The organism is Microcoleus sp. N3A4 (assembly GCF_036701805.1).
Classification (GTDB): Bacteria; Cyanobacteriota; Cyanobacteriia; order Cyanobacteriales; family Microcoleaceae; genus Microcoleus.
The window spans coordinates 1-24,874 of sequence record NZ_JAUBRJ010000094.1 but is presented as its reverse complement, the minus strand read 5'-3'; the positions used below and the strand labels follow the sequence as shown (position 1 = coordinate 24,874).

The 24,874-nt window shown below is 46.7% G+C and carries 16 protein-coding genes; 8 read left to right on the top strand and 8 right to left on the bottom strand.

Annotation, left to right across the window (positions count from 1 at the left end):
• The 4 genes from QUA56_RS32970 to QUA56_RS32955 all read right to left on the bottom strand — a co-directional run.
• A partial coding sequence (locus QUA56_RS32970) for an Hpt domain-containing protein (protein WP_333367141.1) occupies positions 1 to 837 on the bottom strand: 837 nt, incomplete at its 3' end.
• A 301-nt stretch (positions 838 to 1,138) separates the two neighbouring features.
• The gene (locus QUA56_RS32965) at positions 1,139 to 6,931 is read right to left on the bottom strand and encodes a PAS domain S-box protein (protein ID WP_333367138.1); all 5,793 of its coding nucleotides are present in this window, start codon (positions 6,929 to 6,931) and stop codon (positions 1,139 to 1,141) included.
• A gap of 452 nt (positions 6,932 to 7,383) precedes the next feature.
• Positions 7,384 to 7,884 (bottom strand): chemotaxis protein CheW, encoded by a 501-nt coding sequence (locus tag QUA56_RS32960; RefSeq protein ID WP_333367135.1) that lies wholly within the window; start codon positions 7,882 to 7,884, stop codon positions 7,384 to 7,386.
• A gap of 264 nt (positions 7,885 to 8,148) precedes the next feature.
• Positions 8,149 to 8,514 (bottom strand): response regulator, encoded by a 366-nt coding sequence (locus QUA56_RS32955; protein WP_333367133.1) that lies wholly within the window; start codon positions 8,512 to 8,514, stop codon positions 8,149 to 8,151.
• A 121-nt stretch (positions 8,515 to 8,635) separates the two neighbouring features.
• On the opposite strand from QUA56_RS32955, the gene QUA56_RS32950 reads away from it, so the two are divergent.
• A complete protein-coding gene (locus QUA56_RS32950; protein WP_333367130.1) occupies positions 8,636 to 8,848 on the top strand; it encodes a hypothetical protein in 213 nt (70 codons plus the stop codon).
• Between the two features lie 133 nt (positions 8,849 to 8,981).
• Here the strand turns inward: QUA56_RS32950 and QUA56_RS32945 are convergent, their stop codons facing one another.
• Together QUA56_RS32945 and QUA56_RS32940 are read right to left on the bottom strand one after the other, a co-directional pair.
• On the bottom strand, positions 8,982 to 11,360 hold the full coding sequence (locus tag QUA56_RS32945; protein WP_333367127.1) for an amylo-alpha-1,6-glucosidase: 2,379 nt from the start codon (positions 11,358 to 11,360) through the stop codon (positions 8,982 to 8,984).
• An 840-nt stretch (positions 11,361 to 12,200) separates the two neighbouring features.
• Positions 12,201 to 13,286, bottom strand: a complete 1,086-nt coding sequence (locus QUA56_RS32940; RefSeq protein ID WP_333367123.1) for a glycosyltransferase family 4 protein — start codon at positions 13,284 to 13,286, stop codon at positions 12,201 to 12,203.
• 484 nt (positions 13,287 to 13,770) lie between these two features.
• Between QUA56_RS32940 and QUA56_RS32935 the strand changes: the two genes are divergently transcribed.
• The 4 genes from QUA56_RS32935 to QUA56_RS32920 all read left to right on the top strand — a co-directional run bounded on the left by QUA56_RS32935 (position 13,771) and on the right by QUA56_RS32920 (position 16,403).
• Complete coding sequence (locus QUA56_RS32935; protein WP_333367120.1) at positions 13,771 to 14,385, top strand: hypothetical protein; 615 nt, start codon at positions 13,771 to 13,773, stop codon at positions 14,383 to 14,385.
• Complete coding sequence (locus QUA56_RS32930; RefSeq protein WP_333367118.1) at positions 14,382 to 14,588, top strand: hypothetical protein; 207 nt, start codon at positions 14,382 to 14,384, stop codon at positions 14,586 to 14,588. The genes QUA56_RS32935 and QUA56_RS32930 overlap by 4 nt, the downstream gene beginning before the upstream one ends.
• A 28-nt stretch (positions 14,589 to 14,616) precedes the next feature.
• Positions 14,617 to 15,354 carry a phosphoadenylyl-sulfate reductase gene (locus QUA56_RS32925; protein ID WP_333367115.1) on the top strand — a complete coding sequence of 246 codons (738 nt, stop codon included), beginning with the start codon at positions 14,617 to 14,619 and terminating at the stop codon, positions 15,352 to 15,354.
• 188 nt (positions 15,355 to 15,542) lie between these two features.
• Positions 15,543 to 16,403, top strand: coding sequence for a class II fructose-bisphosphate aldolase (locus QUA56_RS32920; RefSeq protein WP_333367113.1), 861 nt, complete (start codon positions 15,543 to 15,545; stop codon positions 16,401 to 16,403).
• 575 nt (positions 16,404 to 16,978) lie between these two features.
• Here QUA56_RS32920 and QUA56_RS32915 read toward each other — a convergent pair.
• Positions 16,979 to 17,818 (bottom strand): Uma2 family endonuclease, encoded by an 840-nt coding sequence (locus QUA56_RS32915; RefSeq protein WP_333367110.1) that lies wholly within the window; start codon positions 17,816 to 17,818, stop codon positions 16,979 to 16,981.
• A 169-nt stretch (positions 17,819 to 17,987) separates the two neighbouring features.
• Here QUA56_RS32915 and QUA56_RS32910 point away from each other — a divergent pair, with 169 nt between their 5' ends.
• Together QUA56_RS32910 and QUA56_RS32905 are read left to right on the top strand one after the other, a co-directional pair.
• Positions 17,988 to 20,195, top strand: a complete 2,208-nt coding sequence (locus QUA56_RS32910) for a Tex family protein (RefSeq protein ID WP_333367106.1) — start codon at positions 17,988 to 17,990, stop codon at positions 20,193 to 20,195.
• Positions 20,196 to 20,625: 430 nt separating this feature from the next.
• Complete coding sequence (locus tag QUA56_RS32905) at positions 20,626 to 21,831, top strand: transposase (RefSeq protein WP_333367104.1); 1,206 nt, start codon at positions 20,626 to 20,628, stop codon at positions 21,829 to 21,831.
• A gap of 1 nt (position 21,832) precedes the next feature.
• On the opposite strand, the gene QUA56_RS32900 is transcribed toward QUA56_RS32905, so the two are convergent.
• Positions 21,833 to 22,912 (bottom strand): PIN/TRAM domain-containing protein, encoded by a 1,080-nt coding sequence (locus QUA56_RS32900; protein WP_333367101.1) that lies wholly within the window; start codon positions 22,910 to 22,912, stop codon positions 21,833 to 21,835.
• A gap of 375 nt (positions 22,913 to 23,287) precedes the next feature.
• On the opposite strand from QUA56_RS32900, the gene hemW reads away from it, so the two are divergent.
• Positions 23,288 to 24,655, top strand: a complete 1,368-nt coding sequence (gene hemW, locus QUA56_RS32895; protein WP_333367098.1) for a radical SAM family heme chaperone HemW — start codon at positions 23,288 to 23,290, stop codon at positions 24,653 to 24,655.
• Positions 24,656 to 24,874 lie beyond the last annotated feature (219 nt).

Sequence of the window (24,874 nt, the reverse complement as noted above, 5' to 3'; positions counted from 1 at the left end):
GGAGGGGGAGAGTGGGAGAGTGGGAGAGGGGGAGTGGGGGGGAGTGGGGGAGATTTCGGGAATTTCGATCGCCCTTCCTTCCAATATTTGTTGGCGTGCGGTTTGCAAGTTTTGGGCGATCGTCCAACCCTCGGATTGCAACCGTTCTAAAGTCAAGTCGGGAGAATCGATCAAATCTCTGAGGCGTTCGGCGACTTTCCCAAAATCCGGCAATTGCAGCATTCCAGCCAAACCGGAGAGTTGGTAGTAAACCTGGTTAAGGACGGTGAGGCTTTTTGCCAAATCTGCCTCGGAAGCTTGGGAAAGCTCGGTTTCTAGGCGATTGAAGAGTGGCGGCACTTCGTGTTCAAAAATCAGTTTCAGGGTTTCCGGGGCGGGCGATTGGCTGGCTGCGGGAACTGGCGGCTGTTCTGACTTGCCGTACTTGGCTTCAAACTGAGCGTAAATTTGGGCGATCGCCTCCAAGTTTTCCGTTTGATCGGGAGTGCTGATATCCGAGTGCTGGAGTGCTTCGGCCGCAATCGTTTTGAGAGTGTCCACCGCTTTGAGCAAAACAGTTACAGTGGCTGGTTCCAGGGCCGATAAGTCCGTGCGATCGCGCAAAATGACAAAACAGTCCTCCAGCGTGTGAGCTGCGGCCGACACGTTTTTAAAGCCCAACATCGAACCCGCACCTTTAATCGAGTGAGCCGCCCGAAACATTTCTTTAACTGCCGCTTGTCGCTCTTTCAAACCCGCAGCTTCCATCGCCAGCAGGTGCGTCTCCATTGACTGGAGAAACTCTTGGGTTTCTGCGGTAAAAGCATCTATTAATTCGTTTAAATCATCATCATTCATATCAGTTTGTTGTCGGTTGACAGTTGACAGTTGACAGTTGTCTGTTGGCAGTTTTTTTATATATGATGTCCGGTTAATTGACTGTAATTATTGTAGGGGCGGGTTTACGATTATCAATACTAAATCCGGCATTCTTAGTCCGCTAGCAGCAGTGGACTTCGTTTGTTTAATAGCGATTTCAATCGCCGAATTATCTAATCTGTCAACGGTCAACTGTCAACTGTCAACTGTCAACGGTCAACTGTCAACGGTCAACCGTCAACTGTCAACGGTCAACTGTCAACTGTCAACTGTCAACTGACTAACTGCGGAAATTCGCCACAGACTTTTGCAATTTGCTGACAGAACCGGACAGATCGTCCAAAGATTCCTTAACATCCGCACCTTTTTGTGCGGTCGTATTAGCAATCTCGTTGACTTGCTGCATACTGTTAGCAATTCCCTCAGCAGAAACAGTTTGCTTGGCAGATGCGATAGTAATATTCTGCACCAAAGCATTCATTTCTCGACTAACTTCGATGATGGCATTGAGGTGAGTTTTAGCTTCGCTTGCCAGCTTAGTGCCTTCCACTACCTCCAGCGTCCCCGATTCCATTGCCTTCATCACGCGGCTGATTTCTTCTTGAATTGTACCGACTATTTCGGAGATTTCCTCAGTAGCGCCGGCCGATCTTTCTGCTAATTTCCGCACTTCTTCGGCGACAACTGCAAAGCCTAAACCTTGTTCGCCGGCTCGCGCCGCCTCAATAGTAGCATTCAGAGCTAATAAATTAGTTTGCGAAGCAAGTTGAGAAATCGAAGTCACAATTTTGCCAATTTGCTGCGAAGATTCGCCCAAACGCTTCATCATTTTTGAGGTAGAGGCGATCGTCAACCGGAGCCCGTTAATGCCTTCGACAGCTCGATCGACCGCCACACCGCCTGCTTCAGCCGTGTGAGAAGACTGCTGAGCCACAGTTTCTGCCCGCACTGAAACATCTCGCACGTCGCGGATCGAATTCACAATCCGCTCGATTTCCTGCATGATGGCAGATATTTTTGTGGCTTGAACTTCCGCCTGTTGGGTGAGTTGGCTGGTATTGTTAATTGACTCGCCGGTGGCAGATGTTACCTCTTCGGCTAAAGTTTGAATTCCCGTTACCACCTTCCGCAGAGAACCGATTAAGAAGTTGAAAGAGTCGGCGACAGCACCTAAAACGTCGTTAGTCACTTCCGCCCTGACTGTCAAGTCGCCTTGAGCAGCACCTTTAATTTCTCCCAACAATTTGAGGACTTGCTGCGTCAGAGAATCAGCTTCAGCTTTGCGTTCTGCTGCCAATTTTTCCAGTCGTTCTTCTGCCTCTTTGCGCTCGGTGATGTCAAAGCGAATGGCGATATATTTGATGATTGTGCCGCTGGTATCAAAGATGGGGGATATCGTCGAATCTACCCAGTAAAACGAGCCATCTTTGCGTCGGTTTTTGATTTCCCCTTTCCACACCAAACCGCGAGAAATTGTCACCCACATTTCTGGAAAAAATGATTTGGGATGGTAGCCGGAATTGATCAGGCGGTGGTTGCGGTGCAGGAGTTCTCCCATGCTGTAACCGGATATTTCAATAAATCTGTCGTTGACGTAGGTAATCGTTCCTTTGGAGTCAGTTTCGCTGACGATCGCCGATTCGTCGAGAGCATTTTGCCGCGTTTTGAGTTCTTGCAGCAAGCCTTCCTGTGCCTCTGCCAACTGCTGCATTCGCTGCTGGGATGCTCTTTCCTGCGTGACGTTGCGGCAAACGACTACGCCGCCTTTGAGCGCCCCCGTTTCATCTTTAAGCGGGCTGCCGTTAATTTTCACCCACAGGCCTTCCGGCTTGCCTGCGTGGCGGGTGAAAACCTCTACTTCGTGTACTGATTCTCCTCGAATCGTGCAGGCTAAAGGTATGTCGGCTGTTGGATAGGGAGTGACGGTATCGGGCAAAAATAAACTGTATTTTGCCGACCACTCGCCGCGAAGAGTATCTGTCGAACTGATGCCAAAGATATCTTCGGCGGCGGGGTTGACCAAAATAAAATTGCTATTTTCGTCGGCAGCAATTATGCCGTCGCCAATGCTGTTTATTAGCAGTTGCAAGAGATTGCTTTGCTGCCGAAATTGGTCTTCGGAACTGGCTAATTGGGCTGTTGTTTGTTGCAGTTGCACCATCGCCTGTTTGCTTTCGGTAATGTCGCGAGCGACTGCATACATGAGCTTTTGTTCGGTTTCAGGTCGCACTTTCCACGACAGCCACCTGTAGGAACCGTCTTTGCAGCGGTAGCGATTTTCAAACAACTGTACTTCGGCGCCATCGGATATTTTTCCCGCTTCGGCTGTGGTTTGTTCGCGATCGTCTGGATGGACGAAATTGATAAAAGGTTGGTTTTCCACTTCTTCTAGGGTGTAGCCGAGGGTTGTTTCCCAAGCGGGATTGAGGCGCTTGAATTTCCCTTCAAAATCTACAATACAAATCAAGTCTAGGGAAAGGGTAAAAAATCGATCGCGCTCTACTTCTGCTTTTTTGCGATCGGTAATTTCTACTGCTACTCCCCCAACGCCGATGGGTTTGCCGTCTGATCCCGGTAAAGGAAAGTAAGAAGCCAGCCAATCTCGCACGACGCCCGGTTGGTTGAAGGTTGAACCCGACACCTCAATATTTAAAAACGGTTGGTTGGTGGCGAGAATCTGCTCCAACATCGGCTGTAGGGTATCGATCATTTCAGGTAGAACTTCCCTCACCGTCTTACCGAGGTGTTCGGCAACTGAGGTGCCGGTGGTTTGCGCTAATTTCTCGTTGACTTGCACGAAACGCAACTGGTCGTCAAAAATAAACATTGAGGCCGGGGCCGCTGTGAAAAATGCGTCAAAGCGGGTTTGACGCAAAACTAATTCTCGTTCTAGGGCTTTGCGATCGGTGATGTCGCGGCCTTCTGGAATTAGCAGCAAGACTTTGCCGCTGTCGTCTTTAATGGGTTTGATGGAGAAGTCAACGGTCGCCACTGCACCGCCGGCAACTAGCACATCCACTTCGTAGCGGACTACCTCGCCGGCGGCGGCAGAGACGATCGCTTCTCGTATCTGTTGCTTGGCTGCTGGGGAAATCTGCCACCACAGGATTTCCGAAAACGGGGTGCCTACTATGTCTTCGAGCAGCAGGTCTGCTGTGGCGAGGGCTGTTTGGTTGGCTTGCAAAACGGTGCCGTCCGGTTTGAGCAGAGCTATGAATTGGAACGATTGGTCGAAAATGGCTCGGAACAGTCTTTCGCGATCGCGCAGCATCTCTTCTGAGCGTTTGCGATCGCTGATGTCGCGAGTAACTGTAGCTAGGCCCACTGGCGAGCCGGTTTCTGGGTTTTTGACGGTAAATAGGGTGAAATCAACGGGACAGTTTTCGCCGGTTTGAAAGTTCCTCAAGCGGAATTCGCCCTGCCAAAAACCGTCTCGCACAGTAGCCGGCAGAATTTCTTCTTTTAAGCTTTTAGCATCTTCTGCTGTTAGGAAGTCATATAGAGTTTTGGTTTTGACTTCTTCAATATTTTGCAATCCGGCTAGTTTAATGCCAGCAGCATTCAGGTATGTTGCCTCTCCCTCCAGGGTAGCCGTGCCAATAAAATCTGAGCTGCTTTCTACGATCGAAATCAATCTTTGCTTTTCGATTTCTGCTTGCTTGCGCTCCGTAATATCGTTGTTGGTTTCTAAAATTGCTTTGGCTTTTCCCTGTTCGTCTCTCTGCAAATTCCAGCGACTGAATACGGTGATTTGGGTGTTGTAATTGGTGGTGTGGATTAGTTCTCCTTCCCAATAATCCTGATCTTCTAACTGTGCCAATATGGCTGTAAAAGGCTGGGTAAAAATAGTTTTAAATAGACTGGTGGTGAGTTTCCCCAAGGCTTCTTTTTTTGTCCAGCCGTACATCCGTTCGGCTCCCTGATTCCAATAATTAATCGTGCCGTCAATATCCCTAACGATCAAGGCGTCGCTGGCCAGGTCGAGCATTTGCAAGTTCTGCTGCAAGGCTTGTTCTACGCGCTTGCGTTCTTTAATGTTGCGGGCGATCGTTGAGATAAATTCAACTTCTGAACTCTCGGATTTGTGGGCAACAATTACTTGAGAAACTGGTAGTTCTTCGCCGTCTAAACTCTGCCAAACTGTCTCGCCACTCCACGCCCCGTCCCGGCAAGCTGCGGGGATGGCGACGTTCATAATAGTGTCGATACTTTTGGGGGATAGCATGACGGAAAAGTTGATTCCGGCTACATCTGCGTTTTCGCCAAGTTTCAACATTTCTCTGGCGGCGCGGTTGAGATAAATGGTGCGCTGTTGGGAGTCGGCGATGGCTACCCAGTCTGTTGTGGTTTCTAAAATTGCTTTGAACCGCAATAGTTCTTGTTCGGATTTGCGGCGCTGTGTGATGTCGCGCGCCAAGCCGAGCATTCCTAAAATGTTGCCTTCTGCGTCTTTGAGGGGCAATTTCAGGGTGTCGAAGCTGTGTACTTTGCCGTCGGCTAAGGTGGCTGAGTCGTTGGAGTCCGGCGCTACCTGGTTGCCGGCCCGGAAGTTTTGGATTTGGTTCTGGGAATCGGTTTGGGCCTGGAAGCTGCCAAAGATTCGATCGACCGATATGCCGATTTCTGCGTCGTCTTTGCCGATAATTTCTGCTTGGGTTTTGCCGAAGGCGGCGGCGAAACCTGCATTGACTAGGGTGTAGCGCAAGTTTCGATCTTTGACGAAGATGCAGTCAGGTGTAGCGTCAATGACTGTCCGCAGCAAGATTTGGGAGCTTTCTACTTCTGCCAGTGTCTGCCGCAGTTGTTCTTCGACTTGCACGCGCTTGGTGATCTCTCTGATGGCGCAGACGAGAATTTTGCTGCCGCAGGCATCTACAAAGATAGATTTTTTGGCGGAGAAATAGAGGGTGTTTCCTGCTGGGTCTGTGATGGTTTCTTGGATTGTGCTGCTGGTATTTGCCAAGAAAACTAATTCGTCTTTTTCTCTATATGCGTCTGCTTGCTCTTTGGGCAAGAATTCGTCGTAGGATTTGCCAATTATTTCGGATCTGCTGCGACCTATGTATTGACAAAAAGCATCGTTTAATGTTAAAGAGCGGTGCTGTTCGTCTGTGACGTAAATCGGGTCGGGGATGGTGTTGAGGACGTTGTTTAAGAATTGTTCTGAGGCTTTTAATTGCTCTTCGACTGCTGTGCGATCGCCAATTTCCTCTTGCAATTGTGCGTTAGTTTGCAGGATCTGCTCGGTTCTTTCATTAACTCGCTGCTCTAGTTCTGCAGTTAGCTGCTGCAAAGCCGCTTCTGTCTGTTTGCGTTGGGTAATGTCGCTGCCTTCGGCGAGGATTTGAAATATTTCTCCTGTTTCATTTAACAGCGGCTTAAACGACACGTCAATGACTTTCACCTGGTTGTTGGCTCCGGTGATTTCGTATTCTTCCCGAACAAACTTGCCGACAGAGACTTGTTTAATGTTCGTTTTTAGGCGCTGCTGGTTGGTTGGGGATGATGCCCACCAAGGTGCGTGCCAAAATTTCAGTCCCAGCACTTCTGATGCTTGGAAATCACCCAATTCTAGCGCTGTCTGATTTGCTTCGAGCAGAGTGCCGTCTGGCTCCAATAATGCCATTACTTGAAAAGCTTGGTCGAAGATTGCCTGAAATCGCTGGGTAGTTTCGCTGAGGGCTTGTTCTGTTGCTTTTTTGGAGTTCAGGATTTGGGTGGAACCTACTAAGAAGTCGTAGCGGTTGGACAAACTCAAAAAAGCGATCGCCGGAATTACAGTTATCCAATCGGACACGGTTTGCACCACCGGGGAGTGCGGCAGTCCCAGGTATTCGGCGGCGTGGCCGCTGTGACCGAAAGCGCAACTCCAAAATATGCCGGCTGTGACTGTGGCGAAGATGTCGAACCCGAATTGACGGTTTCGCCACAAACCTAAGCTGATCAGCGAGGCGATGGCCAAGTAACAGAAACAAATGATGCAATTAGCAACTCCAGCTATCAGCGATTGGGAGAAGTCAGGCAATGTCAGGGTGAAAGTCGTGGCGATCGAGCTATAGAGAAGTTTGATCATAATTAATAATTGGCAAATTATGCCCTTTTAGATTTTAGATTAAACAATTTGGAATGACTTATGAGATCAATTCCGGTTGCACTCCTCGAAATGACTGTTGACTGTTGACTGTTGACTGTTGACTGTTGACTGTTGACTGTTGGCTGTTGACTGTTGACTGTTGACTGTTAACTGTTGACTGTTGACTGTTAAAAATCTAAAATCTAAAATCTAAAATCTAAAATCGGTTGACTGTTGACTGTTGACTAAAATTATGTCAAATGACAACTGACTGTTTGGACATTTGAACAATACCGATGCAACCGGAAACGATATGAGATAATGATTTGGAACTTTCCAAGAAGTGTATTACTTTTTGGAACTGGTATCAGATACGGGCGATCGTCCGTTAAAAATTTTGATGTTTGCCGTTCCCGATTTATCTGTATTCTTAATTTTTAGATTCTTGATTTTTACCAGCGTTCGGAATGAGCGATCGCTTCTACATCGACAATCATTAGCAAGCGTCCTTCGGAATTGTACAGACCTTTTAAAAAGGGAGCTAGGTCGGGACTGACATCTAGTGCTGAGACAATGCGATCGGGATTTAGAGGTAAAACTCCTTCGACGCGGGAGACGGCCAATCCCAGGCGCATTCTCGACAATCTCACGTCTCGCGGATCGGGCGCTTCCACCACTAAGATGCGGGTGCTTGGGTGGTCGGTGTCAACCGGAGCGAGGCCTGTAAACCGTCCGAAGTCTGCTGCTGCTAAGATTTCGCCCCGCAAGTTGGTTAATCCCAGCAAAAATGGCAGGGTGTTCGGAACCGGAGAAATCGGTTGTTCGTTGAGGGAAAGCACTTCTCGCACTGCGTCTAACTCTACGCCGAACAGACTGCCTCCTTGACCGAAGAGGAGAAATTGCTTTGTTCCACTTGCCTGAGTCCCCGCAGCGGGGGGAGCCGTTGTTTTCATTGCTTATTTTGAGTTTCTAGTGTAGCTTAACAAATTACTATTTTACTTTGCCTGGAAAGCCGATCGCGAGACGTGAGTTTTTCAGCATCAGTTTTTGGGCATCAAATGCTTGGGTTAAATAAATCCCGGGTTTGGCAACGGGGCCAGTCGCTATCATTAAAGGTAAAACTTTTAGGGAATTTTGAAACCCAATTTCTTAAAAAAAAACGGGGTTTCTCAGTATGATATTTTTTTGTGACAACTGCTGAGCACTTTATATTCTGTTTACGCTGAAAGCAGGCGCTGCACGATGTTGACGAGTTGCTGAGGTTCAAAGGGTTTGCTGACGTAAGCGTCGGCCCCTAAATCGGTTCCCCAAGCTTTATCGATATCGGTGTTTTTATGAGTACAAAATACTACTGGCAAGTGTGCTGTTGCGCGATCGCCCCGCAATTCTCTGATCACTTCAAATCCGTTCATTCGCGGCATCACTACATCTAAAACAACGAGAGCCGGATGGGTTTTGCGGATCAGGGCGATCGCTTCTTCGCCGTCGCCTGCCCGGAGCACATCCATTCCGGCATCTTGAAGAATGCGGCAGATGATTTCTAGTTCGCTGGGAACGTCGTCCACTACTAAAACTTTTGACATAATTCCACACTTCCTTGCTGTTGTTGACAGCCACAATCTTTGTTCAGAAGCAGGCGCGCTCGACTGTTTGACTGCACCGCGAACAAATTAACGTACTTCCAAATACAATATAGCCGATCGCATGGCTGAATGGAAAAACGAAGAAGGATGTAGTTATTTAGCAAAAAATGAAGAAGGCCCTTCGGCTTACTTCGGCTTCGCTCAGCACAAGTCACGAGCGAGTAAAAAGAAGGAAGAGAAAAAAACAGCGCTCTCTGTATCCTTGACCAAGAATTTCTTGATGGTACCCGCCACGCGATCGAACCGTGGAATCAATCCAAAATCTAAAATCTAAAATCCTCAAGCCCCCGCATTTATCCGTGGGGTAAATCTAAAATCTAAAATCTAAAATCTAAAATCGATTGACTTCCGTGTCGTGGATTTTACTAAGTGGGAATTGGGAATTGGGAATTCCCACTTAGCAAAATTCAAGCTTCGATAATCACTCGTAAATTGCCGCGTTTTTTAGTAACCCTACAAGCGGTTGAGGAACCCGAGCGCTCAAATTCCAAATCGAGCAAAGTTGAGCCTATCCTTAAGTTATTTAGCGACAGTTTTTTAATCGATTCTGGCAAGACAGGATCGATAATTCGCAATTGATTTTCGGGAGCGTCAGGCACTAAATTTAACATCATTTGCAAGAGTTGAAAAATACTGCCGGTTGCCCAAGCTTGGGGCGAGCAAGCTACAGGATACTGCACGGGACGATCGCTGTCGCTGTTGCGATCGTAGCCGCAGAAAAGTTCGGGGGGACGCTCGTAGGGTTGCAGCAATGTCATGTCAAACAAGCCTTGAGCTACTTCTAGGGCTTGTTCGACACGGCCGAGCGATCGCAGTCCCATAGCTGTCAAAGCGTTGTCGTGCGGCCAGACTGAGCCTGTGTGGTAGCCTATGGGATTGTAGGCGGGAGATAAGGACGACAGGGTGCGAATTCCCCAACCGCTAAACATATCTGGAGCTTGCAATCTTTCTGCTACGCTTTGAGCTTTTTCTGGCGATAAAATACCGAGGTGCAAACAGTGTCCGGGATTTGATGAAATGCTGTCAGAGGGTTTGCCTTCGCCGTCTAATGCTAGGGCGCAATAACCTAAATCTTCGATCCAAAAATCGCGGTTGAATCGGGTTTTTAGGTTTCTTGCTTCTTCTTGCCAGCGATCGACTAAATCGATGCGTTTTTTGATCTTGGCAATTTCTGCCAGCCGGAGTTTAGCAGCGTAAACGTAGGCTTGGACTTCGCAAAGGGCGATCGATCCTTCTGCGATTACGCCGGAGCGGTTGACGATGCAATCTCCCGAGTCTTTCCAGCCTTGATTTGCTAAGCCGCGCTTGGATTTTTGGTAATAGCTGAGGTAGCCTGTTTCCGCACATTTGCGATCGATCCATTCCATCGCTGCCAAGGCATTCGGCCACAAAATATCTAAAGTTTGGCTGTCGTAAGTCCAGGCGTAATATTCAGCGTAAAGCATCAACCACAGAGGCGTTGCATCGACGGTTCCGTAATAGGGAGTGTGGGGGATTTCCTGACAGCGAGCCATTTCTCCCATGCGAATTTCGTGCAGTATTTTACCCGGTTCTTCGTCCCGCCAATCGTCATCGGTTTTGCCTTGATATTGAGCTAAAGTTGTCAGGGTTTCTCTGGCTAAAGTTGGATCGAGAATTAAGATTTGAGAAGCGGCGATGATGGAGTCGCGGCCGAATAATGTTGAGAACCAGGGAACTCCGGCTGAAATTGCTTTGCCTTTACCAAAAGTTTGCCGCAGGGAATAAATGTCTTGTTCGGCGCGTTTGAGGAGTCGGTTAAATGTGTTTTTGTCCGAGTTAATTCTGGTAATTTCGCTCAGCCATTCTCGCTCTTCTAAAAGTTCTGCTGCTTTGGCTTGAACTAGGTTTGCGGGAGTGCTGACTTTGGAGATGGATTTGCCGTCGATCAGCATTTTGAGCCGATATCCCAATTTGATTGCTTGGTGGGATTCTAGGGAAATGCGCCACACTGCTGTATTGCCCTGAAATAGTCCTGGCGGTTGGTTGTAAAACTCGATGTGAGATTCCATTACCGAGCCGTCTAAACCTTGGTAGGCAAGGGTTAAATTTTCATCGACGCTGCCGGAAGGATCTTGGGCGATAGAAAGTCGATCGCTCGGGTTTTTTTCTGATTCTTGAATTACCGCATTTGGGTTTTCTACCGCCCGATTTTCGCCGTCGCTATTGCCGTTAGGATGGGCAGGAAGGGCTGCTTTGTCTGCACCTTCGCTAGGGGATAATCCGTCGGTTTTTTTGGGCATCAGGCGCAGTATTTGACCGCGCTTTTCACGGCCGAAACCCCGGACTTCAAATAAGTCTAAGAAATCTGAGTTAAAGCTGAGACTTATTTCAAAGCTGGCTGGTTTTGTGGTGAAGTTGGTGATTTCTATGTCTTCAAACAAACCGCCGTTGAGCACCATTTCTCGCCTGATGCCTATGGTTTCTGCCGGGATGCGATCGTCAATGCGGGGGTTGGAGCACAAAACTGTTTGCAGGTAGCCTTTTTCGGCGTTGCTGCTGAGCAAAATTGGCGATCGCCCTTCGATTTGCAGTTCTAGGCGGCTGAGAAAGCGAGTGTCGTGGCAAAACAATCCGAGGCTGGTCACGCTGTCGTCTTTTAAGCAGCCTGAGATGTTGCCGAGGGTGTCGGTAATTAGAAATAAATCGTCGTCTTTGAGGGTGAGTGTTGGTTGAGGTCGATCGGCGATCGCGCAAGGCCACTCGGTTACAGGTGATTCTGCAGTGGCTGCAAATGTTTTTCCTTCTAGTTCAACAGTATCGGGCATTGTTACTAAAAGTGGGTTCCCATCTTTTCAAAAGTTTAATTTTCTAGAGTTTTCGACTCTTGACTTTGACATTAATTTTTGATGTCGAGCGCCTTGATTGAATGTTTCATTCTTGGCATTATATCATTTCTTTCAGCCTACTGCCAACTAACAGTTAGATTCACAAAACAAATTTAACTTTTCTTAAAATAAGCAAAACAAGTGAAGCGATCGGGACAAAATAAGAAGAAGATCGACCAAACTAATATAGCAGCAGCCAAAACAGTTATACCAATTTTTTATGAGGCCCCGTAGAATCCGATCCCCCCTAGCCCCCCTTAATAAGCAGGGTGGTTTTATTGTGAGGAGAAGAAAACTGAAACGACAGAAAGCACCGCTCAAAGCTCGCGTCTGGGACGCAACTGTTATATTAATTAATAAAGGTACGTAGTTGGGCTTTAGCCCTCTTTAGACGTATATATAAAGAGGGCTAAAGCCCAACTACGTACCTATTTCTAGGATGACAATTAATCCACCCTGCCTAGCCCCCCGCGGGAGGGGGGGACAAGATTCTTCTCTTTCGTCCCCCTTATTAAGGGGGATGCGAGGGGGATCGAGATATGTGCAACTTCACATTAAATTGGTATTAGGACTTTCTTATTTGCTCAAACATGAGCTGTTATATTGCACCTTCGGTCTTCTTTCTTCCTGCTTGCTTATTTCTTCTGGTATAACACAGCTAAAATGATAATGGGACTCAGGCAGAAACCGGATGTTTTCGTAAAAAACCCGGTTTCTTGAGTGTTGTGCGTAAGTTTTGGATAAGTAAACCGGGCGTGCGTTTAATCTGTCCTCGTGCAGCTATCTGCTGTGGAGTTCTAATTCTGTCAAATGATGGGGATGACCGTTTTGGGAAAAGCGCTCTTTTAAAATTTTTCGGTAAACTGCTTCATAGCCATCGACCATTGTTTGACCGCTGAAGCGATCGACTACGTGTTGCCGGCAAGCGCTGCGATCGAGTTCCCGGGCAGGCTCGATGGCGGCGATACATTCTTCCACGTTTTCGCACAGAAAACCTGTTTTCCCATGAACAATTATTTCTGGAGCCGAGCCTAATTTCATGGCAATCACGGGCGTTCCCGTTACCATTGACTCAATCATGACTAACCCGAAAGGTTCGCGCCAAATAATGGGAAATAATGTCGCTGCTGCACCGCCCATCAACACGCTTTTTTGAGCGTGGTTGGCTTCGCCTAAGTATTCTATTTGTTGGCCGTCAATGTGCGGCTTGATTTCTTGCTCGAAATATTCGCGATCGACAGTATCTACTTTGCCTGCCATCTTTAAATGCCAGCCGGATCGTTTGGCAATTTCTATGGCTAAATGCGCTCCTTTTTCTGATGACATTCGACCGAGAAAAGCTAAATAAGGAGGATTGTCTGGCTGCGGGTGAAATTCGTAGGTTGCCGGATCTATCCCGTTATAAACTGTGGCGACGCAGTTGAGATTTAGTCTATCTTCCCGCTGAGAGTTGGAAATACTCACGTAGGGCTGAGTGCGGGCGTAGGCAAATATTTTCTCGTTGTCGGGGGTAAAAACGCCGTGGAGAGTGTGAACTGTGGGCGTTTTTACTAAGCGCGAGTAAGGCAAAGCGGCGCAGCCTAGGTGAGAGTGAATTATGTCAAATTCTCCGGCTTTTTCATACACTTTGCTCAGTTGCAACATATCGTAAATCCCGTATTCTTTAACGGTGGAATCGAGACGCAAAGCTCGGGGATGAACTGATTCTAAAGTAGCAGAAGTAATTGAATCGCCGGAGGCAAATAAAGTAACTTCATGTCCTCTTCTTACTAATTCATCGGTCAAGAGGCTGACCACCAGTTCAATTCCTCCGTAAGCTGGAGGCGGAACTCGCTCTGCTAGGGGGGCAATTTGGGCAATTCTCATCACAAACCTTCTAGTTTTATCTATTGTTTGTTGTAAAATTAGATGCGCGAGAGAGGGTTGTTGCGGTAAGTAGTGTTTGCAACTTTTCTTAACTTGTGAGTTGTTGTCGCGTACCATCAAATTTAACGACACTTTGGCAATTTAGTCTATGCTACCTGAGAGGGAGATTGTCATGTAACGCGATTCCCTACGGATAGCTTCGCTTAACATACTTTTTTCGTTCGCTTTTGAGTTGACAGGGCGATCGCGCACGGACAAGCTGAATTGACTTCTGCTGAAAGAGATAATTACACGCAAGGAAGCGATTTTTCCCAGTCGAACCTTCCTTCAATATCGAAAATCGTGTAAAATACTACAGTAACAAAACATACGCGCTGGCGATCGCAAAAACTAGGTTTTTCAATTCAGGGCGATCGCGCCCCACGAGAGATTTTTTACCAAAAAATCGGTTGATACGTCTAGGACTAATAGAGTAAATTAACCTATGGCATACAGTGACTTCACAACCCTAGCTAAAGTTAGAGAATCCTTTAATTTAACGGTAGAAGAACCCTTAAACCTGTTTGCGGATATCCCAGAGGTACTGCCAAGTTCTTATTTGCAAACGACCTTAAATGAAAATGTTTCTTTAGCCACTGCAATTAATACCGAAAAGGCTCGCGCCGAATTAATTATCGCTCCAATTTTATTAGAAGTCAGGCGAAAATTTAATTTTCAAGTAGGTTTTTTCTCCGGCTCCGAATTCAATGTTGATGTAGCAGTCGGTTTAAACGGGTACTGCGATTATATTCTCACGGCGTCGAAAGATTCCTATGAAATTCGCGCCCCCGTCATTACTTTAACAGAGGCTAAAAACGAAAGTATTAAATCAGGCTTAGGTCAGTGCATTGCGGAAATGGTGGCGGCTCAATTATTTAATCAGCGCAGCGGAGAGCCAATTGAAAGGATCTATGGCGCTGTTACTACTGGTACTGATTGGAAGTTTCTCCAGTTGACAGACAGCACGATATCGATCGATAAGCGAGATTATTTTATTAATGAGGTGAGTCAAATTTTAGGGATTTTAACAATGCCATTTAAAGAATTTTATTCTCTGTGATTTATAATTTGGGGGCAAATTCACGTTACCGCGCGGCGGTGCAATTTTCCCCGGTAGAGGAGTTTTGGGTGAACGAAAACTGGGACAAGCGGGCGATCGCCATCCTTGAGTTCGATCGCGGGCCCAGCCGAAAAGACTGCTGCAAGATGCAGTTAAATTCAGGGGTGAGAGAGATAGTGCGATCGGCTATAATGAAGGGCTAGAGGAAAAGAACACTGAAAACCCGAAAATATGGTTGCCATCCAAAACAATCTCAACATTGCCGCCCTAGAAGCAGAATACAGTCAAAAAACACCGCGAGACATTCTCAAATTTGCCCTAGAAAATTTTGACAATATCTCAATTTCTTTCAGCGGTGCCGAGGACGTAGTTCTGATCGATCTTGCCTCAAAAATTACCAAAAACTTCCGCGTTTTTACCCTAGACACCGGACGATTGCACTCAGAAACTTATCAGTTTTTGGAGAAAGTCAGAGAACATTACGGCATTAAACTAGAAGTAATGTTTCCCGATGCAGCAGAAGTACAAGCCCTAGTAGAAGAAAAGGGATTGTTTAGCTTTTATCAAGACGGTCACAAAGAATGCTGCGGCGTGCGGAAAGTCAAGCCGCTGCGCCGCAAACTGAATACTCTCGATGCTTGGATTACGGGTCAGCGCAAAGACCAAAGTCCCAGTACCCGCAACGGTATTCCGGTCATTGAAGTTGACAGTGCATTCTCAACTCCCGATCGTGAATTAATTAAATTCAACCCCTTAGCAAACTGGTCTTCGGCAGAGGTTTGGGATTACATTCGCGCTTTGGAGGTGCCTTACAACAAGTTGCACGAACGCGGTTTTGTAAGCATTGGTTGCGAACCTTGTACGAAGCCGGTATTGCCGAACCAACACGAACGCGAAGGTCGCTGGTGGTGGGAAGAAGCGACACTAAAAGAGTGCGGTTTGCACGCTGGTAACGCACAGAAACAGTAAATGAATTAGTCGTAGGGTGTGCAACGGGCGCCAAACGGAGAATAAATGCGTACCCAACAAATAGTAGGGTACGCAATCCGCACCTTACGCAAGAATTCGCAATTACAAAAAATAAAAATTAAGATGAGCTTGCAACCGAACTTTGATAAAATGATCGACATTCAGAAAAGTTTTTAAGCCAGGTACTTATGCTCGCCTCAACTAGCGAATTGCTGAACACGGCCCGGAGAAACGCTTACGCGATCGGCGCTTTTAACGTCTACAACCTCGAAGGAGTAAAAGCCGTCATCGATGCCGCCGAAGCGCTGCAAAGTCCTGCTATGCTGCAACTTCACCCCAGCGCCCTCAAATACGGAAAATCGCCCTTAGTCGCGCTTTGCATGGAAGCCGCGCGCAAATCTTTAGTGCCGATCGCAGTACACTTAGATCACAGCACCTCAGAAAAAGACATTCATCTCGCCCTAGACGCCGGCATCAAATCAATTATGGCAGACGGTTCTCCTTTGCCCTACGAACAAAACTTAATATTTACTCGCGAAATGACTGAATTATCCCACGCTAACGGTGCGGTAGTTGAAGCAGAAATCGGCAGAATTAGCGGCACGGAAGACGGTTTGACAATCGAAGAAAAAGCCGCCAAAATGACAGATCCAGTGGAAGCTGTAGAGTTTATTAAAGAAACTAAAGTTGATTTTTTAGCCGTAACAATTGGCAACGTTCACGGCAAATATTTCAGCGAACCAAAACTCGATTTCCCGCGTTTGGCAAAAATCAGGGCTTCAGTTTCAGTGCCGTTAGTGCTGCACGGTGCTAGCGGTTTGCCGGAATCAATGATTAATCAATCTATTAAATTAGGAGTAGCTAAATTTAATGTGAATACGGAAGTTCGCGAAGCTTATATGGACGTGTTAAAAACTAGCAGTTCTTTGTCAGATCCAGATTTGTTGGAAGTAATGGAAAAAGCGATCGATGCTATGCGATCGGTCATTTCTGACAAACTCCAACTTTTCGGTTCTGCCGGTAAAGCTTATTTGCACCAATCTCCCTAGGCGGATGAATTGACCGCAAATAGTACCAGTTACAAACCAGCGGAAATTAATCAAGTTATTGTCAAATCTTAAAGCCCGTGTGTAGGGAGGACTTCAGTCTTATACTAATTCTCCAAAGTGTTGCAACAATGATGAGTGTGGGTTTGTTTACGCTCACTATTCTGCACCGGTGCGTCGCTCAAAGATTGTGGATGTTATTTAAGATTTAAGGGTGGCGACGCACCCTACAGATACTGTTGCATGAGTTTGGAGAATTAGTCTTATTTTGAAGTCAGAAGAAGGACTTCAGTCCGGTAGCATCCCAATTTTGTAGGATATATTTGCAAAAATGGGATGCTCCCTTGAGTCCAAATCCGGCTTAAATACCCCCTTGATGAAGGAGGCGGTTGAAACCGCGTCTTGTCAAACGAAGTCCACTCCAAGCGGACTAAAGAATACCAGGGTGACAAACCCGGATTTGGTAAGCTGTTGCGGCATTTAAATTGTCTATCAAAAAACAATCCAACTCTTGTGGGGTGGGCGTCCCGCCCGCCCTGAATATGCAATTTAACTGCGCGACAGCTTATCAGTCCTCTCTAACCGTTTAAAAATCGATCGGGATCGATGCCAGATTCCCGCAGCCGCCGAATTAAAGACTGCAATTGAGCTTCCGCTGACTCGGCCCGCTGCCGCTGCTGTTCCGCTTCAGTCAGAATCCAATTGCCATCAACATCATACCAGCGCAACCACAGTCGATCGATTCCCTGAAACTCTCCTTGCCACAAACCCAAGCCCAAACTTAGGTCAGCAATCCACACCCGCGACTCGGACAATTCTAATTCTTGATAGTGTCCGCCCTTCAATTCAAACACTCGCAATTTGTTAGTATAGCGGCTGAAAACGGCATAAACAGGAACCCGCAAAATTTGCTCGTAAACCTCCCATTTTCTAGGCGGTTTCTCATTCGTCTCTGCCTCCAAAACTTGCCCGTTACCCGCAGCGTTTCCCGTCTGAGGTGGCAACTTTTCTTCATCGGTATTGTCGCCTAAATCTTCTTTTTCCGTTCCCGGCGAAAGCAGTTCTACAATTACAAAAGGATTCACGCCTTCCTGCCAAGTAACATAACTCATCCGCAGTTCCGAGCGATCGTAAAGTCGGGGAACTCCCACCACTCCAAACCAATCCGGCCGCTTGTGCCGCAGAGTGTGAGACACGTCATAATAAAGGTTCATGTCGGTGCCGCTAAATATCTCAGAAGCCGGATAATTCCGAGGGCGAAACGTCAGGCTCAACAACTGCGGCTGCAAATCGTGAAATTCGTCAGGCAAACCAGGTTCCTCCGGGTCTTCGCTAGGTAAATCGTACATCGTCGGCAGTGTTTCTCTGGGCGATCGCGGCGGATCGGTTTGCGGCACAGGATATTTAAAAGGCAACATATAATATTGAGAAATGACTGCATTTATGCTAACATCACTTTAACACTTACAGGACGAACGCCAAAACCCTGTAAAACTTTTCTCTCAAGCTTTTCTTCCTCTCTTCCGTGAAGTAAATCTAAAATCTAAAATCTAAAATCTAAAATCGACTGACCCGAACTTCTGCACTATGATCGACATTCCCCAACTGATTGCTCAAGAACTTTCCATCAATCTCTCCCAAGTCAATAATGCTCTGGAACTTTTCGCTGAGGGAGCAACTATTCCGTTTATTGCACGCTACCGCAAAGAACGCACGGATTTGCTGAATGAAATTCAGTTGCGGGACATCTCCGATCGCTTCACCTATCTGACGGAAATTGAAGACCGCAAAAAGTCGATTTTAGAGACGATTAGCTCTCAGGGAAAACTCACTGAAGAACTGCAAGCTAAAATCGAATCGTGTTTGCAAAAAAACGAACTAGAAGACCTTTATCTGCCTTACAAACCCAAGCGGCGGACGCGAGCGACAATTGCTAGGGAAAAAGGTTTGGAACCGCTGGCAGAATTTATCAAGTCTCTGAACTTACCGACGGCTAAACCAGCAGATTTTGAGGCAGAAGCAGCTAAATACATTTCGGAAGAAAAGGGAGTTAAAACAGCAGAAGAAGCTCTCAAAGGTGCTGCGGATATTTTGGCGGAAGCGGTTTCGGAAAAAGCAGAATTGCGGGCTTATTTGCGAGAGTTTTTGATGAAAACCGGAGTTTTTGTCTCGAAAATTAAAGATGATTTCCCGGAAGGAAGCACTAAATTTGAAATGTACCGCAATTATCAAGTTGCAGCGAGAAGCGTTCAGTCGCACAATATGTTAGCGCTGTTTCGCGGGGAAACGGAAGGGGTTTTAGATTTGGAACTGGCGTTTGATGAATCCGCAGTGATGGCTTATTTGGAAGGTCAGGAAATTAGAACTAGGATACCGGAAGTTAAAGAGTTTTATCGATCGACTTTGAAGGATGCCTTCAACCGACTGATGAAGACTTCGTTAATTACAGAAGTGCGATCGCACAACAAAGCCGCCGCTGATATCGAGTCGATCGCCACTTTTGAAACCAACCTCCGCGAGTTGCTGCTGTCGGCCCCGGCGGGAATGAAACCGACACTGGCGATCGATCCGGGATTTCGCACGGGGTGTAAAGTTTCCGCCCTCGATGAAACCGGGCAATTTTTAGAATATCAAGCAATTTTTCCCCACCAAGCGGCCGCTCAGCGACAGCAAGCTGGTAAAATTGTCAAGCATTTAATTGAAAAATATAAAATTGAATTAATCGCGATCGGCAACGGTACAGCTTCCCGGGAAACAGACGAATTTGTTGCGGAAGTTTTGGCAGAAATGGACAGAAAACCGATTAAAGTCATGGTGAACGAATCCGGTGCATCGATTTATTCAGCAAGCGATGTGGCGATCGCCGAATTTCCAGACCTCGACATCACCGTCCGCGGCGCAGTCAGCATCGGACGGCGCTTGCAAGACCCTTTAGCCGAACTCGTGAAAATCGACCCGAAATCAATAGGAGTCGGCCAATACCAGCACGACGTTGACCAAAAACTGCTCAAAAAGAAACTCGACGAAACAGTCGAAAGCTGCGTTAATTATGTCGGAGTTGACTTAAACACAGCCTCCAAAGAACTGCTGACATTTGTGTCAGGAATGACGGCAACAGTTGCCAAAAATATCGTTAATTACCGCAACGAAAACGGTGCCTTTAAAAATCGCCGCCAACTCTTGAAAGTTCCCAAACTCGGGCCAAAAGCTTTTGAACAAGCAGCCGGATTTCTCCGCATTCGCGGCGGCGAAAACCCTTTGGACAATACAGCAGTTCATCCCGAAAGTTATCCTGTCGTGCAGGCGATCGCCAAAGATTTAGACTTGCCGCTGACAGGAATAACACAAATATCGGAAAAAATCAAGACTGTAAGCATCAAGAAATATGTCACAGAAAAAGTCGGAGAACCGACACTCCGAGACATTATTTCCGAACTAGAAAAACCGGGAAGAGACCCGCGCGCCGAGTTTAAATATGCCACTTTCCAAGCAGGAATCAAAGAAATCTCCGATTTGCAAGTGGGGATGGAATTGGAAGGCATAATCACGAATGTAGCTAACTTTGGAGCCTTTGTTGATGTGGGAGTGCACCAAGATGGTTTGGTTCACATTTCTCAATTAGCCGATCGCTTTGTAGATGACCCCAAACAGATTGTGAAAGTCGGACAAGTTGTGAAAGTGCGGGTTTTGGAGGTGAATGAGAAGTTAAAGCGGGTTAGTTTGACGATGAAGCTGCAAGAAAAACCGCAACCGCAAAATAGCGAACGTCGGCTTCCGACTCCGCGCCGTCGTTAAAACTTTGGGGGAAACTGGAATAATCTGGAATTAGATATTGATATGATTGAACCGCGAAGACGCGAAGGACGCGAAGGAAGAAGAAGCTGGTAATTGCTATTTTTTCTTGCTAGCTTTCCAAGTGCCACCGTAGAAGTAAAAAGGATTGTTTTTACTTACCGATTCCCAACATTTAAGACACAAAAAAAACCACTGCCCCGACTCGTCATACCGGGCGCGGTAGAGAGTCGGGGCAGATTGGGAACAACGATCGCAATATTTGATTCTGATTGCCCTGGCCATTGTTACTCAGTTTCAACTAAAACAGCAGGAGTCCCGCAGTCTAACGGTACTCCGTTGAGTGACGGGAGGAATGCGCGTGAGGCTCAAGAGCTGAACAAATTATCTATAAACACAACAGAATTTCTTCAATACGTGATACAACCTTGTCATGAAACAAGTCCTGACAGTATCTTGCAAGCTCCAAGTAACGCCTGAGCAGTCCATCAAAATTGATGCAACCCTTCAGGCGTTCGCTAATGCTTGTGAATACGTGAACCAAACTGTGCCGCCAACCCTGAAAAATGAATTGGCGATGCAATCTTTGGTATATCACGATGTCAGAGAGATGTTTGGACTTTCGGCGCAGCTAGCAATCCATGCTATTAGACGGGTTTCTGGCAACAGAAAAACAGCTAAAAAAGATGGGAAGCCAGTCATCCGCTTTGCTCCTACTAGCGTCACTTACGATACCCGTATATTTTCTTTTAGGGAAAAAGATTGGACAGTAAGTTTGACTACTACTGGCGGTAGGGAACGGTTTGTACTGGCTATCGGAAACTACCAACTTGGATTGCTCAAAGGTCAAAACCCCAAGACTGCTACTTTGTGCAAACGCTCTTATGGTAGTTACTATCTTAATATTCAGCTTGAATCTCAGCCAGCCGAGCCTCCACCAAGCAATCAAGTTTTGGGCTGTGATTTGGGTAGGACTGATATTGCAGTTACTTCTGATGGAGATACATTTAGCGGTAAACAAATTACCAAAGTTAGAAATCATTATGCCAAGTTGAGAGCAAATATCCAGCGAAAAGCCACGAAAGGCACACGCAGCTCTCGGCGTAGATGTCGAGAATTGTTGAAACGGTTGTCGGGCAAGGAAAAACGCTTTCAGACCTTAGTAAATCATACTATCAGTCACCGTATCGTAACGAAGGCTCAAAACAAAAATCAAGTTATCGCTTTGGAAGATTTGACGGGAATTAGGGAGCGCGCAAATCAGCAGCCACGCTCGAAAAAAGAGCGGAGACTTAGCAATAGCTGGGCCTTCTTTCAGTTGCGCCAATTCCTAATCTACAAAGCTATAAAGCATAGCGTAAAGATTTTGTTTGTTGAGCCTAGATACACTAGCCAAATGTGCCACAAATGCAATCATGTTCACCCTGTACAGGGTGAATCTTATAGAAACGGTAAAAAGTTTGCTTGTGGTCATTGTGGATGGAAAGGTGATGCCGACTTAAACGGCAGTAAGAATATTGCTGCTATTGGGGCTTCCGTAAATAAGCCCGAAGGTTCGAGATTGTTTTGCAATGTGCAAGATCATTTCAGGGCTATTGAAAGCCCACACTGTACCTGTACTCAGGTCAGTGCTGGGTAATTTACACAATAACAGATTCTTGAGGACGGGCGAAAATCATGCGGCCGGCGCTAGTTTGCAGGGCGCTGGTGACTACGACTCGGGCTTCGCCTCCGACATAGCTGCTTCCTGCTTCTACGACAACCATTGTGCCGTCATCCAAGTAACCGATTCCCTGAGAGGGTTCTTTGCCTTCTTTGCGGATTTTTAGTTCGATCGTATCTCCCGGTAAATAAGTCGGGCGCACCGCATGAGTCAAATCGTTGATATTCAAAACCGGCAGTTTTTGGACGGTAGCTACTTTCGATAAGTTGTAATCGTTGGTGAGCAAAATGCCGTCAATATCCAAAGCGAATCGGACTAATTTTGCATCGACTGTGGCAATATCTTCGTAGTCAGCCGAGTGAATTTGAATTCGTTCTGGGTATGTTTCTTTGATGCGGTTGAGAATATCTAAGCCGCGGCGCCCGCGCACTCGCTTTTGATCGTTGGCGGAATCAGCTATTACTTGCAGTTCTTGGAGTACGAACTGCGGCACGATAATTTGACCTTCGAGGAAACCTGTTTCTAGCAGGTTTTCAATCCGGCCGTCTATTATGCAGCTTGTATCGACAACTTTGGCAGAGGCTGGTTTGAAAGTACCTTCGGCTACCAACACCGTGTCTAAGCTTTTGGGGTTGATCAGACGCAAGAAAGCGCGGCCGTGGGTTTCGGTCAAACTGACGCCTGTGAAGCCGAACATGACGCTTCCCAAGACTGCGACTAGAGGTTTGATGAAGCCGAACTCGCGGGGAATTGGCAGCAGGAACAGCGGAGCCAGCATTAAGTTCGCTACTAGCAGTCCGATGATTAAGCCGATCGCCCGCGTCAGCAGCATCTCCACCGGCATATCGCCGACTTGCTTTTCTAACCGCCTATAGGTTGTTTGAGCCACTAATCCCAACACGAAGCCGATTAATGCTCCAAACGAGCCTAGTACGGAGCTTAAACCTTGTATATTTGTAACTTGCTCCAGCAGGTTGCTCGGCAGCAGTTCGACTCCGTAATAGCCGATGCCTCCGCCTGCGATTATGAATGAGATAATTATGATTGCGTCTAGCATTAGTTCTAGGTTAATGAATGTGTTTACATTATATCTTTCCAGTGCTGATAGTTTTTTCCTAGTTGCGGTCGGATATCGCTATATATACAGAGGAATTTTCATAAACTTATATTTCGCGGTTGTACCCTGTGTGCGATGTACGATCGAGCAAATCGGCATTTAGCGCGCCCCGCCGAAAGCAGGCATGAGGTGCGAATAGACCGCAGGGCGGTCTATTCGGGAATTGCTGCCGCTCGAAACCGGTACGGGGTTTAACTCAAATAGCCGATCGTTAGCAGCGCTTTATTGGTAAGAAAATGTCATAATATACATAATTATTCATGATGGTTTAATGAAAACTTTAGATTTGAAGTTGCGCTTTCGGCTCGAGATGTAATGAACTCTACTACAGATTATTTAACATTTGAATTTAAAAAAAGTGTACAAGTGGCAAATTCCGGCATTCCTAGTTCGGCTTACCTGCACGTACCTTTTTGTCGCCGTCGCTGTTACTACTGCGATTTTCCGGTATTTGTGGTGGGCGATCGCAAAAATGGCGAGAATTCCGGCACAATCGTGCAATACGTTGCGGTACTGTGTCAAGAAATTCAAGCAACTCCAAATTTAGGCGCATCTCTGAACACAGTTTTTTTGGGCGGCGGCACGCCTTCGCTGCTTTCTGTGAGTCAGTTGAGCAATATTTTAGAGACTCTTGACGGCAAATTTGGGATTGCTGCTGGGGCGGAAATTTCTATCGAAATAGACCCGGGTACGTTTACTTTAGAACAGTTGCGGGGATATGCAGCGGCGGGAGTAAATCGAGTTAGTTTGGGAGTGCAAGCTTTTCAGGATGAATTGCTGCAAGCTTGCGGGCGATCGCACTCTGTCGCGGAAATTTTTGAAGCAGTAGAAATAGTGCGATCGGCTGGTATTGTCAATTTCAGTTTAGACCTAATTTCGGGACTGCCTCACCAAACTTTAGAACAGTGGGAAGCTTCCCTGAAATCGGCGGTGGAAATTAGCCCGACTCACCTGTCGAGTTACGACTTAATTGTTGAGCAGGGAACTGCTTTCGGGCGCTACTTTCAAGCAGGCGCGCAGCCGCTGCCAGCAGATGAAACCGCTGCTGGAATGTACCGTTTGGCGCGGGAAATTCTCACCAACGCTGGCTACGAACATTACGAAATTTCTAATTACGCTCGCGATGGCTATCAGTGCCGCCACAACCGCGTTTATTGGGAAAATCGCCCTTATTACGGTTTGGGAATGGGGGCGGCGAGTTACGTGGAAGGCCGGAGGCTGACAAGGCCTCGCAAAACTCAAGAATATTATCAGTGGGTGCGATCGATGTCTCGCCTCAATTCCCCAGCTACTCCTCAAATTGGCGGAGAAACCCAGCACGATATTTACCCAGCAATTGAGCAAAATTTTCAAGTCTCTGAAAATGACATTTTGTTAGAAACGCTGATGCTAGGTTTGCGTTTAGCAGAAGGAGTTAGCCTGTCGGCGCTGACTGAAAAGTTTAGTCAGCAAACGGTTGATAAAATTTGGCGTTGTTTGCAGCCGTACTGGCGGCAAGGATGGGTAGAAATTATGACTGCAGATGGGGCGATTCCCTACGGGATAGATTCGCTTCACGCAACTTTAGGCGAGGGCGCGAAACTGCCATTTTCGGGAAATTTGAGGTTGAGCGATCCAGAAGGTTTTTTATTTTCTAATACGATTTTAGCCGATTTGTTCAGCAAGTTAGGCGAGGATAATTAGCTCTGTCTGAGGAAGTATATCCCCAGGCAAGCGCGATCGGCACTAAAGCCGGGGCCGCCAATGCCACCGAAAGGAAATTAAATTGCTCCCAAGCTTTATAGTCTCAAAAATCATATATTTTATATCGATCCCTAAACAAAACTGGTTCTTCCTTACTTACTATGCTAAATCAATAGCTAAATCAGTGAAAATATCTGAACAAATATATAGAAAAGTAAA